The organism is Pseudomonas sp. BIGb0278 (assembly GCF_024809895.1).
GTDB lineage: Bacteria > Pseudomonadota > Gammaproteobacteria > Pseudomonadales > Pseudomonadaceae > Aquipseudomonas > Aquipseudomonas shirazensis.
Genome location: NZ_JANUEL010000001.1, coordinates 574861 through 592190, shown reverse-complemented (window position 1 = coordinate 592190; position 17330 = coordinate 574861). Strand labels below are relative to the sequence as shown.

Genomic DNA, 17330 nt, shown 5'->3' with positions numbered 1-17330 from the left:
ATCCAGCCAGCGACCCGCTCAGCACCCATGCCTGCCTGAGCCAGCACACTCAAGGCAAAGCCTTCGCCCAGGTCGTCGACACTCAGGGTCAGCGGGTAGTTGCTGCGTTCCTCGCCGCCCAGCAGGCGAACACCCTGGTTGTCGGCATCCGCGTCGGCAGGCCCCCCTGCCGTGCTGTGGCGGTAGTTGAACAAGGCGCTGAACAACGGCGTGGACGCCGCCACGCCACTGCAACGCTGGGCCAAGGCCAGCGAAGCATGCTCGTGTGCCAGCAACGCCGAAAGCCGCTGATGGGTGGCACGCACCGCCTGCGCCACCGGTGCGGTAAGGTCGATGCGCAGCGGCAAGGTGTTGATGAACACGCCCAACGCCCGGTCGGCCCCTTCACCGCCCTGCAAGCGCCCCATCAGCACGGTGCCGAACACGACATCAGTGCGGTTGGCGAGCACACCCAGCACGCGTGCCCAGGCCAGGTGCGCCAGGCTCGCGGCACTCACCCCAAGCTGCCGAGCCTGTTCGCGCAGGCCACGGGCCAGGCTGGCGTCGAGGGCCAGGTGGGCCTCTTCGATGGCGTGCCCATCACCCTGCACGTCGCTCAGGCCAAACGGCAAGGTCGGGGCATCAAGGTCGCCCAGCATCTCGCGGAAGAACGCTTCATGGCCGGCATCGTCGGCCCCAAGGCGAGCTTGGGCCACATAGGTGCGATAAGGCACAGGCGCGGGCAAGCGTTCGCCCTGGCCCGCCAGCAGCAGCTGCATCTCGCGGGCGATGACTTCCATCGCGGTATGGTCCAAGGCCAGGTGATGGAATTGCACAATTGCCACCACGCGCTGGTTGGCCGGGTCATCGGCATGCAGCAGGCGCAGCAAGGGTGCCCGCGACAGCTCGAGGCGCTGGTGACGGGCGTCGAAGCGCGCCTGCAAGGCGTCGATCACCGAATCGCCAGCCAGGCCGTCGATTGCGCTGACCTGCATCCGCGCTTGCCGCCAGACCACCTGCACCGCGTGAGCCAGCCCTTCGCTGACCACGGCGGTACGCAGAATGTCGTGACGGTCGATGACCTGCTGCAAGGCGCCCGCCCAACGCTGCAAATGCGCCAGGCTATCGAAGGCCAGGCGCGACTGCAGCAGGTACGGATCGCCCTGTGCGGCGCTCAAGTGGTGGTACAGGATGCCCTCCTGCAGCGGGGCAAGGGGGTAGATCTCCTGCACGTTGGCAGCACCGCCGGGCACCGTGGCGACGACACGGTCGATACTGGCCTGGTCGAGCTCGATCAGGCTGAGCATGTCCGGAGTGATGTGGCGGGCAGCGTGCGGCACACGGTTGGCCGGCACCTGCACTTCGCGACCGGTGCCCACGGCCGCAGCCAGCGCCGCCAGGGTGGGCTTGGCGAACAGCACGCGCACATCGGCGCTGAGGCCGGCCTTGCGCATGCGTTCGACCAGGCTCACAGCCAGCAACGAATGGCCGCCCAGCTCGAAGAAGTGATCGTGCCGACCGATCTGCGCGACCTTGAGCAGGTCGGCCCAGATTGCCGCCAGGGTGGTTTCGACCTCGCCCTGTGGCGCCTCGAAGGCGCGGCTGAGTAGCGCCTCGTTGCCCGGTTGCGGCAGGGCACGGCGGTCGAGCTTGCCGTTGCCGGTCAGCGGCAGTGCATCGAGGCAAACGTAGGCCGCTGGCAGCATGTAGTCCGGCAACTGGCCTTGTAGCTGCTGGTGCAGCTCGCCCAGGCCGGGGGCCGGGCTGTTGGCGGTGAAGTAGGCCACCAGGCGCTTGTCACCCGGCGCGTCTTCACGTACCACCACGGCCGTGTCACGGACACCGGCACAGGCGCCCAGGCGCGCTTCGATTTCACCGAGTTCGATGCGGAAGCCGCGCAGTTTGATCTGCTGGTCGGCGCGGCCCAGGTAACGCAACGTGCCGTCAGCCTGCCAGCAAGCCAGGTCGCCACTGCGGTACATGCGCGCACCCGGCTCACGGCTGAACGGGTCGTCGAGGAAGCGCTCGGCGGTGAGTGCCGGCTGGCCGAGGTACCCCAGTGCAACGCCAGCGCCGCCGATGTACAGCTCACCGACCGCGCCAACGGGCAGCGGCTGCTGACGGGCGTCGAGCACATAGCAACGGGCATTGCCGATCGGCCTGCCAATCGGGATGCTGCCCTCGCCGACCGTGACGATCGGGTGGGTGGTGCTGAAGGTAGTGGCTTCAGTCGGGCCATAGCCATTGAGCAGATGTTGCGGGGCGCCTTCGCGCAGCACCCGACCGACGATGGCCGGGTCCAGCACATCGCCGCCCACCATCAGGTAGCGCAGCCTGGCGAATGCCGGCAGCAGGTCATCGGCAAATTGATGGAACAGGCCGGCAGTCAGCCACAGCACGCTGATGCGTTGCTCCAGCAACACATCACGCAAAGCCTCACGCGACAGCACCTGGTCCTGGTCGATGACCACCACCGTGCCGCCGTTGAGCAGCGGCGCCCAGACTTCCAGGGTACTGGCATCGAACGCAGGGTTGGAGGCGAACGCGACGCGGTCCTGGCAGGTGAATTCAGCAAAGCCGTTGTTGACCACCAGGCGCACGATGGCCCGGTGCGGCACTTGCACGCCCTTGGGGGTGCCGGTAGAGCCGGAGGTGTACATGATGTAGGCGGCGCTTTCGGCAGCTACCTCCAGGCCCGGCGAGTGTTGCGGATACCCGCTGAGGTCGAGGTGGTCCAGTTCGACGCGCATGGCATCGCCTACCTGCGGTTCGCTGCTGAAGGTGAGCATGACCCGCGCCTGGCTGTCTTCGATCATGAAGGCCTGGCGCTCGACAGGCGCGTTGCTGTCCAACGGCACGAACACCGCTGCGCATTTGCTGGCCGCCAGTTGTGCGGCCAATAAGGCGACGCTGCGTGGCAGCAGCAGAGCTACACGATCGCCAGGGCGCACGCCCAGGGCCAACAGGTGATGGGCCAGGCGGTTGGCGTGCTGTTCGAGCTGCTCATAGCTCCACTGCCGATCACCGTGCACCACCGCCGTTGCAGCAGGGCTGAGCGCGGCATGGCTGCCAAACAGGGTATGCAGTGCATGGTCCCGTGGGTAATCGCGGTAGGTGGCATTGAAACCTTGCAACACCCGCTCGCGCTCGGCAGGCGCCAGTTGGCTAACGTGATGCAAGGCCTTGGCCGGTGCCTGCGCAAGGGCCTGCGCCAGTTGCTCAAGGGCGGTGCTGAGCAGGCGACAAACCTGTGCGCCATCGACTTGCGCCACCGCTTGCACGGTCAGCACAAAGGCCTCGCCCAGGTCATCGACGTTGACCACCAAGGGGTAGTTGCTGCGCTCATGCGCGGCCAGTTGCTCGATACCCTGCCAGGCCTCGCGCAGCTCAGCCTTGGCGGGTGCACTGTGGCGATAGTTGAGCAGGCTGGTGAACAGCGCCTGGGACGCCGGCACTGCGCTGCAGCGCTGAGCCACTGCCAGCGAGGCTTGCTCATGGGCCAGCAAACGGGCCAGCCGTTGGTGGGTCAGGCGTACGCCTTCAGCCACGGCCATGGCGCCCACGCTCACCCGCAGCGGCAAGGTGTTGATGAACATGCCCAGGGCCCGGTCAGCGCCCTCGCCGCCTTGCAGCCGGCCGAGCAACACCGTGCCGAACACCACTTCTTCGCGTCCTGACAGTTGCGCCAGCACCTGCCCCCAGGCCTGGTGCACCAAGCTGGCAACGCTGATGCCCAGCACACGGGCCTGCTCGCGCAAGCGGCCGGCCAACGCCGGCTCCAGGGCCAGACGGCTGTCCAGTACAGGGCTGGCATCACTGTGTGCATCGCGCAGGCCAAATACCGTGGTGGGTTCGTCGATGTCGCCCAGCAGCTCGCGGAACAGTGCTTCGTCAGCCTGGGTATCGGCACCCAGGCGTGCCTGCGCCACATAGTTGCGGTAGGGCACGCTGGCCTGCGACAGGGCCTGGCCTTGCAGCACAGCAGTGATCTCGGCCACCAGCTGTTCGACGGCGGCGTGGTCAAGGATGATGTGGTGGATCAGCAGCGTAGCTTCCACGCGACCCTCGCCGTGGCCAGGCATCAGGCGGATCAAGGGGGCCTTGTTCAGGTCGAGCGTGGTGCTCCGCTCATCGCCGCGCAAGCTTGCACCGGCGCCAGGCACGCTGCGCCAGACGACCTGCACGGGCTCCTCCAGGCCCTGCCAATGGATGCTGGTGCGCAGGATGTCGTGACGGGCGATGACCTGGTCGAGCGCTGCGGCAAATGCATCGAGCTCGGCCTGCGTCGGGAAGGCGAAGCGTGCTTGCAGCACGTACGGGTCTGCGCCTTCGCTGGCGAGGTGATGGTAGAGGATGCCTTGTTGCAGGGGCGCTAGCCCATAGACATCCTGGACATTGGCTACGCCACCGGGGATCTGCGTGACCAGGTTGTCGATGGCGCCCTGGGACAGTTCGGCGAGCGGCAGCATGTCCGGAGTGATGCGTGTGACCTCTGCCGAAATGCGGTTGGCGGGCACGCTGATGCGGGTTTCACCGCCTACCGCAGCGGCGAGCGCTGCCAAGGTCGGCTGGCCGAACAGTACGCGGATATCGGCATGCAGGCCCTGTTGGCGCAGGCGCGAAGTCAGGGTCACGGCCAGCAGCGAATGGCCGCCCAGTTCGAAGAAGTTGTCATGCCGCCCTACCCGCTCCACGCCCAGCAGCTCGGCCCAGATCGCGGCCAGCAGGGTTTCGGTTTCGCCTTGTGGGGCTTCGTACACGCGGCTTTGCAGGGCTTCGGTATCCGGGAGCGGCAAAGCCTTGCGGTCGAGTTTGCCGTTGGGGCTCAGCGGCAGTGCCTCCAGGTGCAGGAACAGCGCGGGCACCATGAACTCCGGCAGGTGGGCCAGCAATGCCGTGCGCAGAACGTCTGCGCCCTGCTGCTTACCGGTGTAATACGCCAGCAGACGTTGATCGCGGGCGACAACAACTGCCTCCTTCACGCCGTCGATGGCCGTCAGGCCTGCCTGGATTTCACCCAGCTCGATGCGTAGGCCACGCAGCTTCACCTGGTCATCGTTGCGGCCCAGGTACTCGATGTTGCCATCGGCCAGGTGCCGCGCCAGGTCGCCGGTACGGTACAGGCGTGCACCTGGGCGGGTGCTGAACGGGTCGTCGAGGAAGCGTTCAGCAGTGAGTTCGGCGCGGTTCAGGTAGCCACGGGCGACTTGCACGCCGCCGATGAACAGCTCGCCGGCCACGCCTTGCGGGACCGGCTGGCCCAGCGGATCGAGTACATACAGCGTGGTGTTGGCGATCGGTTTGCCGATGGGGGTGTTGTCCGGTGCCGTCACGCAGTGCCAGGCACTGACGTCTACCGCCGCTTCGGTCGGGCCGTACAAGTTATGCAACTCGACCGTCGGCAGTTGCGTGTGGAAGCGTCGCACCAGGCTGCCCGGCAAGGCTTCGCCACTGCACAGAACACGCTTGAGACCATCAGCCGATAGTTGGCCGTGCGCCAGGAACACATCCAGCATCGAGGGCACGAAGTGCAACGTCGTGACATTTTCGCTGCGGATCACCTGACGCAAGTACTCCGGATCGCGGTGGCCGCCGGGGCGCGCCATGACCAGGCGAGCGCCGGTTTGCAGCGGCCAGAGGAACTCCCATACCGAGACGTCGAAGCTGAACGGGGTCTTCTGCAGGACTACGTCGTCTGCGCCGAGGTTGTAGGCCTCCTGCATCCACAGCAGGCGGTTGACCACCCCGGCGTGCTCGTTCATCACGCCTTTCGGCAAGCCGGTGGAACCTGAGGTGTAGATCACGTAGGCCAGGTGACGCGGGGTCAAGCCGGTGACAACCGGATTGCTGGACGGCTGGGCGTTCCAGGTCGGCTGATCCAGGTCGATGACCTGGGCCGAATCCGGTACGTGCCGTGTAGCGCTATGCACCAACACTGCAACAGGCGCGCTGTCGCTGAGCATATGCCGCACACGCTCAGCTGGGTAATCCGGGTCAACCGGCACATACGCGCCGCCAGCCTTGAGGATGGCCAGCAGGCCAACCACCATCGACAGCCCACGCTCAACGCAGATCGCCACCCGATCGTCAGGTTTGACCCCCAGATCGATCAGGTGATGCGCCAGTCGGTTGGCCTGCTCATTCAGCGCGCGATAGCTCAACTCGCCTTCTTCGGCATTGACCGCGACTGCATCTGGCGTACGCAGCACCTGCGCCTCGACCATCCCGTGCAGGGTCTGCTCAAGGTCATAGCCCACCGCCGTGTCGTTGAAGCCCAGCAGCACCCGCTCACGCTCCTGCGCTTCAAGCACCGGCAAGCGCTGCACCGGCAGTTCCGGGGTCTGTTCCAGCGCCTCGACCATGGCCTGCAACACCTGGTTCATCTGCCCACAGATACGGGCCGCGCCAACCTCGGCGGGGGTCATGGCAACCAGACGGAAGCCCTCCCCAAGGTCGTCGACGTTCAGGCTCAACGGGTAGTTGGTGCGTTCCTGGCCCTCCAGTACGTCAATGCCTTGCCACGCCTGCCGCTGTTCAGCGCTGGCTTCTGCGCCATGCCGGTAGTTGAGCATGGCGCTGAACAACGGCAACGGCGCAGCCACAGCGCTGCAGCGCTGGGCCAACGCCAGGGAGGCGTGTTCGTGCGCCAGCAGCGCACTGAGGCGCTGATGCACGGCCTGCGCCCCTTCGCGCAGGCTCACTGCGCCCAGATCAACCCGCAGCGGCAAGGTGTTGATGAACATGCCCAGCGCCCGCTCGGCACCCTCACCACCTTGCAGGCGCCCCAGCAACACAGTGCCGAACACCACACGGTCGTTGCCGCTGGCAGCGGCCAACAGGCGCGCCCAAGCCAGGTGGAACAGGCTGGCGACACTGATGCCCAGATGCCGTGCCTGGCGCCGCAGCCCTGCGGCCAGTTCGGCCGACAGCACCAGCTTGGCTTCTTGCATGCCAAGGCCATCGCCTTGCACATCGCTTAGGCCGAACGGCAGCGTTGGCTCGTCGACATCCGCCAACTGCGCGCGGAAGAACGCCTCATGCTCGGCCTGGCTGATACCCAGGCGCGCCTGGGCTACGTAGTTGCGGTACGGCACAGGGATCTGGACCGGCGGCGTGCCCTGCAGGAAGCCCAGCAACTCCTCACCGACCACCTCCAGCGCGGTGTGGTCGAGGACGATGTGGTGGAACTGCAAGGTAGCTTCGATGCAATCGCTGCCCGGTACCTGACGATGAAGCAGACGAATCAGCGGCGCCTGGCCCAGGTCCAGGCCAGCGTCAGTTGCATCGTCGTCGCGCACTACCTGTAACGGCGCCCGACGCCAGACCACTTGCACAGCCTGCGGCAGGCCGTCCCAGAGCACGGCCGTACGCAGCACATCATGGCGGGCGATGACCTGGTCCAGTGCGCTGGCGAAGGCTTGCAGGCGCTCGCCGTTGTCGAAACGCAGGCGGGAATACAGCACATAGGGATCGTGCGCGGCGCTCAGGTGATGGTAAAGGATACCTTCCTGCAGAGGCGCCAGCGGGTAGATGTCCTGCACATTGGCCGCCCCCCCCGGCACGCGCGCGACGATGCGATCGATCGCGGCTTGGTCGAGCTCGATCAGGCTCAGCAGGTCTGGGGTGATATGGGTGCAATCGGCAGGGATGCGGTTTTCCGGTACCAGCACTTGCAGGTTACGCCCCAAGGTCTCGGCCAGGGCCGCGACGGTAGGCTGGCCGAACAGGGTCCGCACATCGACTTGCAGCCCTTCCAGGCGCAGCCGTGCGGTCAGGCTTACCGCCAGCAGCGAGTGGCCGCCCAGCTCGAAGAAGTTGTCGTGCCGACCTACTCGCTCGACGCCCAGCAGTTGCGCCCACAGTTGCGCCAGCAGGGTTTCGGTCTGCCCCTGCGGCGCTTGGTAGGGGCGCTCATGCAATGCGGCATCCGGCGCGGGCAGCGCTTTACGGTCCAGCTTGCCATTGGGCGTCAACGGCAGCTGATCGAGGTGGATGTACTGTGCCGGCAGCATGTATTCCGGCAGGTCCTGCAGCAGTGCCTGACGCAGGCTGTCCGCCTCGGCCTGCTCACCGGTGAGGTAGGCGACCAGGCGCGGCCCACTGGCCGGGGCGTCGTAAGCCAGCACTACGGCCTCGTGCACACCGGGCACACGCAGCAGGCAGGCTTCGATCTCGCCGAGCTCGATGCGCAGCCCGCGGATTTTGACCTGGTGGTCGTTACGGCCGAGGAAGACCAGCTTGCCATCTTCGCGCTGGCGCACCAGGTCACCGCTGCGGTACAGGCGATCGCCGTCAACGAAGGGGCTGGCGATGAAGCGTTCGGCCTGTTGTTCGGGCAAACCCAGATAACCCCGGGCGACACCCGCGCCGCCGATATGCAGGTGGCCGACCACGCCCCACGGTACCGGTTGGTCGTAGTGGTCGAGTACATACAGCCGGGTATTGTCGATGGCCGTGCCGATCGGCAATGCCCCGTGCGGCAGGTCTGCGCCCGGCTCCAGCGTCCAGGCGCTGCAATCGACGGTGGTCTCGGTGGGGCCGTAAACGTTATGCAGGCGTACACCCGGCAAGCGCTTGCGCACTTGGGCGGCCAGTGCCTGGCTCAACTCGCCGCCACCGCAGACGATATCGCTGAGGCTGACACAGCGAGCGCTGGCAGGTGCTTCCAGGAACTGCTGCAGCAACGCCGGCACGAATTGCACCACGCTGACATGCTGCGCCTGGATCAGTTGCGCGAGGTAGTGCGGGTCACGCTGGCCGTCCGGGCGCGCCAATACCAGGCGCAGGCCGCTGCACAAAGGCCAGAACAGTTCCCACACCGAGGCATCGAAGCTGACCGGGGTTTTGTGCAGCACGGCGCCTGGGCCAGGCACCTGGCAAAGGCGCTGGCTCCAATGCACCAGGTTGACCACGTTGCGGTGTTCGACCATCACCCCCTTGGGCTGGCCTGTGGAGCCGGAGGTGTAGATCACATACGCCAGGTGGCTCGCTGTCAGTGCGACTACGCGAGGGTTGCTGATCGGCTGGGCCTCCCAGCCAGGCTGATCGAGGTCGATCAACTGCACCGGGGTGCCTTGTACGACATCTCGGGTAGCGCCGTGCACCAGTACGGCCAGCGGCGCGCTGTCGCTCAGCATGTGGCGAATGCGTTCTGCCGGGTAACCCGGGTCAACTGGCACATAGGCGCCGCCTGCCTTGAGGATGGCCAGCAAGCCAACCACCATCGACAGCCCGCGCTCGACGCAGATCGCGACACGGTCATCCGGTTTGACCCCCAGGCCGAGCAAATGATGGGCAAGCCGATTGGCCTGCTCGTCGAGCTGGCGATAGCTGAGCTCGCCCTCCTCGGCGACCAGGGCAATGGCAGTCGGCGTGCGCCGGACCTGGGCCTCGAACAGCCCATGCAGCGTTTGCGTCAAGTCGTGAGGCGTTTGCGGGGCATTGGCCAGCAGTCGCAGCCGCTCATCAGGCGTCACTACCGGCACCTGCTGCAACAACGTGTCAGGCGCGTGCTCAAGCGCATCCAGCAAACCGTGCAGCACCTGCAGCAGTTGCTCGCAGACCCGCTGCGCGCCCACCTGGGCACTGACCTGGGCCGTCAGCCGCAGGCCATCGCCCAGGTCGTCCACGTTGACGCTCAACGGGTAGTTGCCATGGCCGCCGCTGGGCAGTGCCTGGATGCCTTCCAGGGCTTCGCGGTGCGCTTGCTGCGCGGGCTGGCTGGCGCCATGCCGGTAGTTGAGCATGGCACTGAACAACGGGGTCGGCGCAGCCACGCCGCTGCAACGCTGGGCCAAGGCCAGCGAGGCGTGCTCGTGCACCAGCAAGGCACTCAGCCGCTGGTGCGTCAGGCGCACCCCAGCGCGCACGCCCAGCCCGTGCAGGTCCAGGCGCAGTGGCAAGGTGTTGATGAACATGCCCAGACCGCGATCAGCCCCGGCGCCCCCTTGCAGGCGGCCCAGCAGCACGGTGCCGAACACCACACGGTCTTGGCCACTGGTGGCGGCCACCAGCCGTGCCCAGGCCAGGTGCAGCATGCTGGCAGCGCTCACGCCCAGCTGCTGGGCCTGGCTGCGCAGGCGCCGGTACTGCTCGGGCGCCAGTTGCACCGTAGCCAATTCGAAGGTACTGGCCTGGCCCTGCAGGTCGACCAGGCCATAGGGCAAAGTCGGCTCGTCGATGTCGGCCAGCTCTGCGCGGAAGAACGCTTCGTGCTCGGCCTCGCTGATGGCCAAACGCGCCTGGGCCACGTAGTTGCGGTACGGCACGGGCGGTTGGCTGGGCTGCTCGCCGCGCAGGTGGTCGCGGATCTCTTCCAGCACCACCTTCATGGCCGTGTGGTCCAGGGCGATGTGGTGGAACTGCAGGGTGGCTTGGAGGCCTTCGCTGCCTGCCTGTGGGGTTTGCAGCAGACGGATCAATGGCGCATGGCTGAGGTCGAGCGGGCCAGGGGCTTCGCTGCTATTGACCAGCACCGAACCCGGCACGCTGCGCCATACCACCTGCACAGGCTGCGCCAGACCGTCCCAGAGCACGGCAGTACGCAGAATATCGTGGCGTGCGATGACCTTGTCCAAGGCCACGGCAAAGGCCTGCAGACGGGCCTGGCTATCGAATGCGACGCGCCACTGCAGCAGGTAGGGGTCTTCGTCTGCAGCACTCAGGTGATGGTAGAGAATGCCTTCCTGCAGCGGTGCCAATGGGTAAATGTCCTGCACGTTGGCAGCGCCACCTGGCACCGTGGCGACGATGCGCTCAACCGCGCTGGCGTCCAACGTCAGCAAAGGCAGCATGGCTGGGGTGATGTGGGTGCAGCCCGCTGGAATGCAGTTCTCGGGCACGCTGACCTGGCGCCCCTTGCCTAGCGCGGCAGCTAGGGCAGCCACGCTGGGCTGGCCGAACAGCACCCGCACGTCGGTCTGCAGGCCCTGTTGGCGCAAACGTTCGATCAGCGTCACGGCCAGCAGCGAGTGGCCGCCCAGCTCGAAGAAGTTGTCGTGCCGCCCTACCCGTTGCACGCCCAGTACCTCGGCCCAGACGCTGGCCATGGCCGCTTCTGTTTCGCTGGCAGGGGCTTCATAGCCCTGACAGATCAGTTGGGCCGGGTCCGGTTCAGGCAGGGCCCGGCGGTCCAGCTTGCCATGGCTGGTCAACGGCCATTGGTCCAGGCGCATGAACGCCTGCGGCACCATGTGCCCCGGCAAGCTGGCCTGCAGCGCTTGACGCACAACCTCTAGCGCGACCGGCGCCTGTTCGGTGAACCAAGCCAGCAGACGCTCGCCGCGGACCAGTACCACGGCATCGGCGATACCGGCTTGAGCCGTCAGCGCGGCCTCGATTTCACCCAACTCCACACGCACGCCGCGGATCTTCACCTGGTCGTCATTACGCCCGAGATATTCCAGGGTGCCGTCAGTGTTCCAGCGCACCAGGTCGCCAGTGCGGTACATGCGCGCGCCGGGCTTGCGGCTGAACGGGTCGGCGACAAAGCGCTCTGCGCTCAGCTCAGGGCGATTGAAGTAGCCCCGCGCTACCTGTGCGCCACCGATGTACAGCTCACCCACCACGCCCACCGGCACCGCTTGGCGATGGCCGTCGAGCACATAGACGCGGGTATTGGCGATCGGCTTGCCGATGTGCAACGCCGCGCCCGGCAAGACCTGGCCAGACGTGGCGACAACCGTGGCCTCGGTCGGCCCATAGTTGTTGACCAGGGCGAAGCCTGGATCGCGGTCGAACTGGCGCAGGCGGTCGCCACCGATCAGCAAGGTGCGCAACGTCGGGTGTTGCCGTTCGCGGCGCAACGCCTGTTCGGCCACTGGCGTGGGCAAGAAACTGACGGCCAGCGGCTGTTCGAGCCACCAGTCGAGCAGTTCATCGACATGTTCATTGCCGATGTGCGCGGGTGGCAGGTGCAACGTGGCACCGCCACACAGCGCCGGCCACACTTCCCAGGCCATGGCGTCAAAGCCAAAGCCGGCAACGCTCGAGGTACGCACACCGGCCTCCAGCGCGAACGCGTGGCAGTGCCAATGCACCAGGTTGGCCAGGGTGTGATGCTCGATCATCACGCCCTTGGGCTGGCCGGTGGAGCCGGAGGTGTAGACAAGGTAGGCCAGCTGCTGCGCATCCAGGCCCGGTACGTGCGGGTTGCTGCCCAGAGAGTCATCGGCTGCGGCCTGGTCGAGGTTCAGCCGGGGTATGCCACCAGGCAGGCCAGCAATGTCCGCTTCGCTCAGCACCAGCGCGGGCGCGCTATCGGCCAGCAGGTAGGCAATGCGTTCGACCGGATAGCCCGGGTCTACCGGCACATAGGCGGCGCCGGCCTTGAGCACGGCCAGCAGGCTGATCACCCTCTCGACGCTGCGGCCCAGGCACAATGCCACGCGGTCACCGCGGCGCACGCCGCGTGCGATCAACTGGTGCGCCAGGCGGTTGGCCCGCAGGTTCAGCTCCCCATAGCTGAGTGCCTGGCCATCCTGGGTCACGGCCGTTGCATCCGGGGTCTGGGCTGCTCTGGCCTCCACCAGCGCGTGCACCGTCTGCCCTTGCGGATAGTGCTGTGTGGTGGCGTTGAAACTGCCCAGCAGCTGTTCGCGCGCTTCGTCGCTCAGGATCGACAAGCTGTCGACCCGCGCCTCCTGCCCTCGCTGCAATGCTTGCAGCAGTTGAGTGACGGCATTGACCATCCAGGCGGCGACCCGCGCTGCGCCGATCCCTGCAATGGCCAGCACACTGAAAGTGAAACCCTCACCCAGGTCATTCACGCTTAGGGTCAACGGGTAGTTGCTGCGTTCCTCGCCACCGAGCAGGCGCACGCCCTCCCAGATGGCCTCGCCGGTGGCCTCGTCGGCGCTGTGCCGATAGTTGAGCAAGGCACTGAACAACGGCGCGGACGCGGCCACGCCACTGCAGCGCTGGGCCAACGCCAGCGGCGCGTGCTCATGGCCCAGCAAGGCCGAGAGGTTGCGGTGGGTGGCGCGCACGGCAGCACGCACGGCCAGCGTGGTGTCCACCCGCAGTGGCAGGGTGTTGATGAACATCCCCAACGCCCGGTCGGCGCCCTCGCCGCCTTGCAGGCGACCCATCAGCACCGTGCCAAACACCACATCATCGCGGTTGGCCAGCACGCCCAATACGCGCGCCCACGCCAGGTGCATGAGGCTGGCGGCACTGACGCCCAGTTGCCGGGCCTGGGTGCGCAAACCGTGGGCAACCTCCCCGTCCAGTGCCTGGAACGCCGTTTCGATGCCGCGCCCATCACCCTGTACATCGGCATAGCCCAGCGGCAAGGTCGGTTCTTCGACATCCGCCAGCATCTCGCGGAAGAACGCCTCATGGCCCGCCTGGTCACCCAGCCGAGCCTGGGCCACGTAATTGCGGTAAGGCACCGCCGCCGGCAGCGTGTGCCCTTGGCCGAACAGCAAAGCGCGCATTTCGCGAGCGACCACGTCCATGGCGGTGTGATCGAGGGTCAGGTGATGGAACAGCAGAATCGCCACCACCTGCTGGTTGGCGGGGTCCAGGCTGTAATACAGGCGGGTCAATGGCGCCTGGGTCAGGTCCAGCCGGTGATGCCGCGCATCGAAACGGGCATGCAACTGCTCGACCCGCGCCCGACCATCGTCATCGGCCAGGTCGTCGATTTCGCTGACCAGCAGCTCGGCCTTGCGCCAAACCACTTGCAGCGGCTGCGCAAGCCCTTGCCAAAGCACGGCGGTGCGCAGGATATCGTGGCGGTCGATGACCTGTTGCAAGGCACCAGCCCAGGCCAGCAAGCGCTCGACACTATCGAAGGCCAGGCGGGTCTGCAGCAGGTAAGGGTCGCCCTGCTCGGCGCTCAGGTGGTGGTAGAGAATGCCTTCCTGCAGCGGCGCCAGCGGGTAGATTTCCTGCACATTGGCGGCGCCACCCGGCACGGTTGCGACGATGTCGTCGATGGCTGCCTGGTCCAGCTCGATCAGGCTGAGCATACTCGGGATGATGCGTTCGGCCTGCGCAGGCACGCGGTTGGCCGGCACTTTCACTTCGTGGCCGATGCCCGCCGCGCCGGCCAGGGCGGCCAGGGTCGGTTGGGCGAACAGCACCCGCACATCAACCAGCAGGCCAGCCTTGCGCAAGCGCTCGACCAACGTTACCGCCAGCAGCGAGTGGCCACCCAGTTCGAAGAAGTTATCGTGGCGCCCTACCCGCTGCACGCCCAACACGTCGGCCCAGATCGCCGCCATCGTCGCTTCGGTTTCGCCACTGGGCGCCTCAAAGGCCTGGCCGAACAACTGCGAGGCGTCCGGGTCAGGCAGCGCACGGCGGTCGAGTTTGCCATGACTGGTCAGCGGCAGCTCATCGAGGCGCACCAACGCCAGCGGCACCATGTGCGCCGGCAAGCGGGCCTGCAGGGCCTGGCGCAAGGCGTCGAGGGCGACGGGGGCGGTCTCGCTGAACCAGGCCAGCAAACGCTCGCCGCGCACCAGCACCACGGCGGCGTCGACACCCGGCTGCGCCGCGAGGGTGGCCTCAATTTCGCCAAGCTCCACCCGCACACCGCGGATCTTCACCTGGTCGTCCGTGCGGCCGAGGTAGTCGAGGGTGCCGTCGGCGTTCCAGCGCACCCGATCACCGCTGCGGTACATGCGTGCATTGGGCTGCTCACTGAACGGGTCGGCGAGAAAAGCCTGTTCGGTCAATGCCGGGCGATTGAAGTAACCCCGCGCCACTTGCGCGCCGCCGATGAACAGCTCACCCGCGACACCGATCGGTACCGGCTGCAGGCCTTCGTCCAGGACATAGACGCGGGTGTTGGCGATTGGCCGGCCGATGTGCAGTGCGCCGCTGGGCAAGACCTGCCCAGAGGTGGCGACCACGGTGGTTTCGGTCGGCCCGTAGTTGTTGATCAGGGCAAAGCCCGGCGCTCGCTCGAACTGACGCAGGCGGTCCCCGCCCACCAGCAAGGTGCGCAGGGTCGGGTGCTGATGTTCGCGGCGCAGGGCCTGTTCCGCTACCGGGGTGGGCAGGAAGCTGACCTTCAGTGGCTGCAGCAGCCACCAGTCAAGCAGTTCATCAACATGCTCGTTGGCGATGTGCGCGGGTGGCAGGTGCAGCGTGGCACCGGCGCACAGGGCTGGCCAGACCTCCCAGGCCATGGCGTCGAAACCGAAGCCGGCCACGCTTGAGGTATGCGCATCGGCGTCCAGCGCAAAGGCCTGGCAGTGCCAATGCACCAGGTTGACCAGCGTATGGTGCTCGATCATCACGCCCTTGGGCTGGCCAGTGGAACCGGAGGTGTAAACCACGTAGGCCAGTTGCTGCGCGTGCAGCCCAGGTCGCTGTGGGTTGCTGTCGTGCGCAGCGCAGGTGTTGATCTGATCCAGGTCCAGGCGCGGCACCTCGGCCGGCAGCCCGGTCACCGCAGTCTCGCTCACGACCAGTGCCGGGAGGCTGTCAGCCAGCAAGTAGGCAATACGCTCGGCTGGGTACCCCGGGTCCACCGGCACATAGGCCGCGCCCGCTTTAAGCACTGCCAGCAACGCAACCACACGCTCGCTGTTGCGCGGCAAGCACAGCGCCACGCGGTCGCCCACCTGAACACCGCGTTCGATCAGCTGGTGAGCCAGTTGGTTGGCACGCCGGTTCAGTTCGTCGTAACGCAGCGCCTGGCCATCCTGCAACAGCGCGACTGCGGCCGGTGCAGTGGCAGCGCGGGCCTCGACCATAGCGTGTACGGTCTGCCCCTGCGGGTAAAGCTGAGCGCTGCGGTTGAACCCTTGCAGTACCTGATCACGCTCGGCTGGCGGCAATACCTGCAACCCTTGCAGCGCTGCTGTGGGGGTGTACTCCAGGGCATCGACCAGGCTTGCCAATACCTGTTCGAACTGGACACACAGGCGCGCCGCGCTCCACTCCGGCAGGCTTTGTACCGTAAGGCGCAGCGCGTCGCCCAGGTCGTCGACGCTCACAGTCAGCGGGTAATCGGTGCGCTCCTCGGCACCGACGATATCGATGCCAGCGGCCACCGGGATGACCTCGGCGGCATCACCGGCGTCACTGTGCCGGTAGTTGAGCAGGCTATTGAACAGCGGCGCCGGCGCGGCCACGCCACTGCAGCGCTGGGCCAAGGCCAGCGAAGCCTGTTCGTGGCCGAGCAAGGCGCTGAGCCTGCGGTGGGTGGCCAGCAGGGCATCACGCACGCTGGTTGAGCCCAAGTCGATGCGCAACGGCAGGCTGTTGATGAACATGCCCAGCGCCTGCTCGCTGCCGTCGCCGGTGGTCATGCGGCCTAGCAGCACGCTGCCGAACACCACCTGCTGGCGGCCAGACAGCTGCCCGATCAGCCGGCCGAAGCCCAAGTGCAAGACGCTTGCCGGGCTCACCCCGAGTTGCCGTGCCTGGCTGCGCAGGCGCAGGCACAGCGCAGGCGGCAGGGTCAGGCGTGCTTGTTCCAGTTGCGCATCACCTTTGTCCTGCAGGGCGAAGGCAAGCGTGGGCTCATCGATGTCGCTCAGCATCTCGCGGAAGAAGCGCTCATGGGCGTCCTCATCCAGTGCCTGGCGAGCGGCGGCCAGCACGTTGCGAAACGGCATGGGGGCAGGCAGAAGGTCGGACTGGCCGGCGATGTGCGCCTGGATTTCCCGGCGCACGATATCCAGGGCGGTATGGTCCATCACCACGTGGTGGAACATCAGCAGCGCCACCCACGTCTCGCCCTCGCCTTGCGCGTGCATCAGTTGCATCAGCGGTGCCTGACGCAGGTCGACGCGAGACTGGCGCGGGTCGAAGCGCGCGCACAACTCGGCCAGGGCCGTACTGCCCGCCACCGGCACGGCTTCGCGGACCAGCGTCGCTTCTTGCCAGACCACCTGCACCGGTTGGTCGAGGTATTCCCAGTGCAGCGCGGTGCGCAGGATGTCATGGCGCTGGATCACCCACTGCAGCGCCTCGGCGAAGGCTTCCAGGTGGGTTTTGCTGGCGAAGCGCAGTTGCACCTGCGCCAGGTACGGGTCGCCCTCGGTGGCGGACAGGTGCTGGTACAGCATGCCCTGCTGCAGCGGGGCGAGCGGGTAGATGTCCTGAACGTTGGCCGCACCGCCTGGCACACTGGCGACGATGCGGTCGATGGCTTGCTGGTCCAGGGTGACCAGCGGCAGCATGTCGGGGGTAATCCGGAAGGCTGGGCTCAGCCAGTCGTCATCGCGTTCGGCGAGCATCTTCAGCAGCGCCGGCTTGTGCCGTGACAACGCCTCCCACAAGCTGTCGTCCAGGGTATCGTCATCGCCGAGGACGATCAGGTCCTGGTCTTCACGCTGGAGTCGGATCGCATGGGTGGAAAGAGCAGCCATCAGTTCGCTGAAGTGCAT

The 17330-nt window shown here is 66.6% G+C and carries 1 protein-coding gene (running past one end of the window); it reads right to left on the bottom strand.

The genetic code is table 11. From position 1 onward, the window contains the following. Nucleotides 1-17330, bottom strand: partial view of a non-ribosomal peptide synthase/polyketide synthase gene (locus tag M2396_RS02570; protein ID WP_259072883.1) — the 5' portion only. The gene continues 5002 nt to the left of window position 1, outside the view; only the first 17330 of its 22332 coding nucleotides appear in the window; it begins with the start codon at nt 17328-17330; its stop codon lies off the left edge, out of view.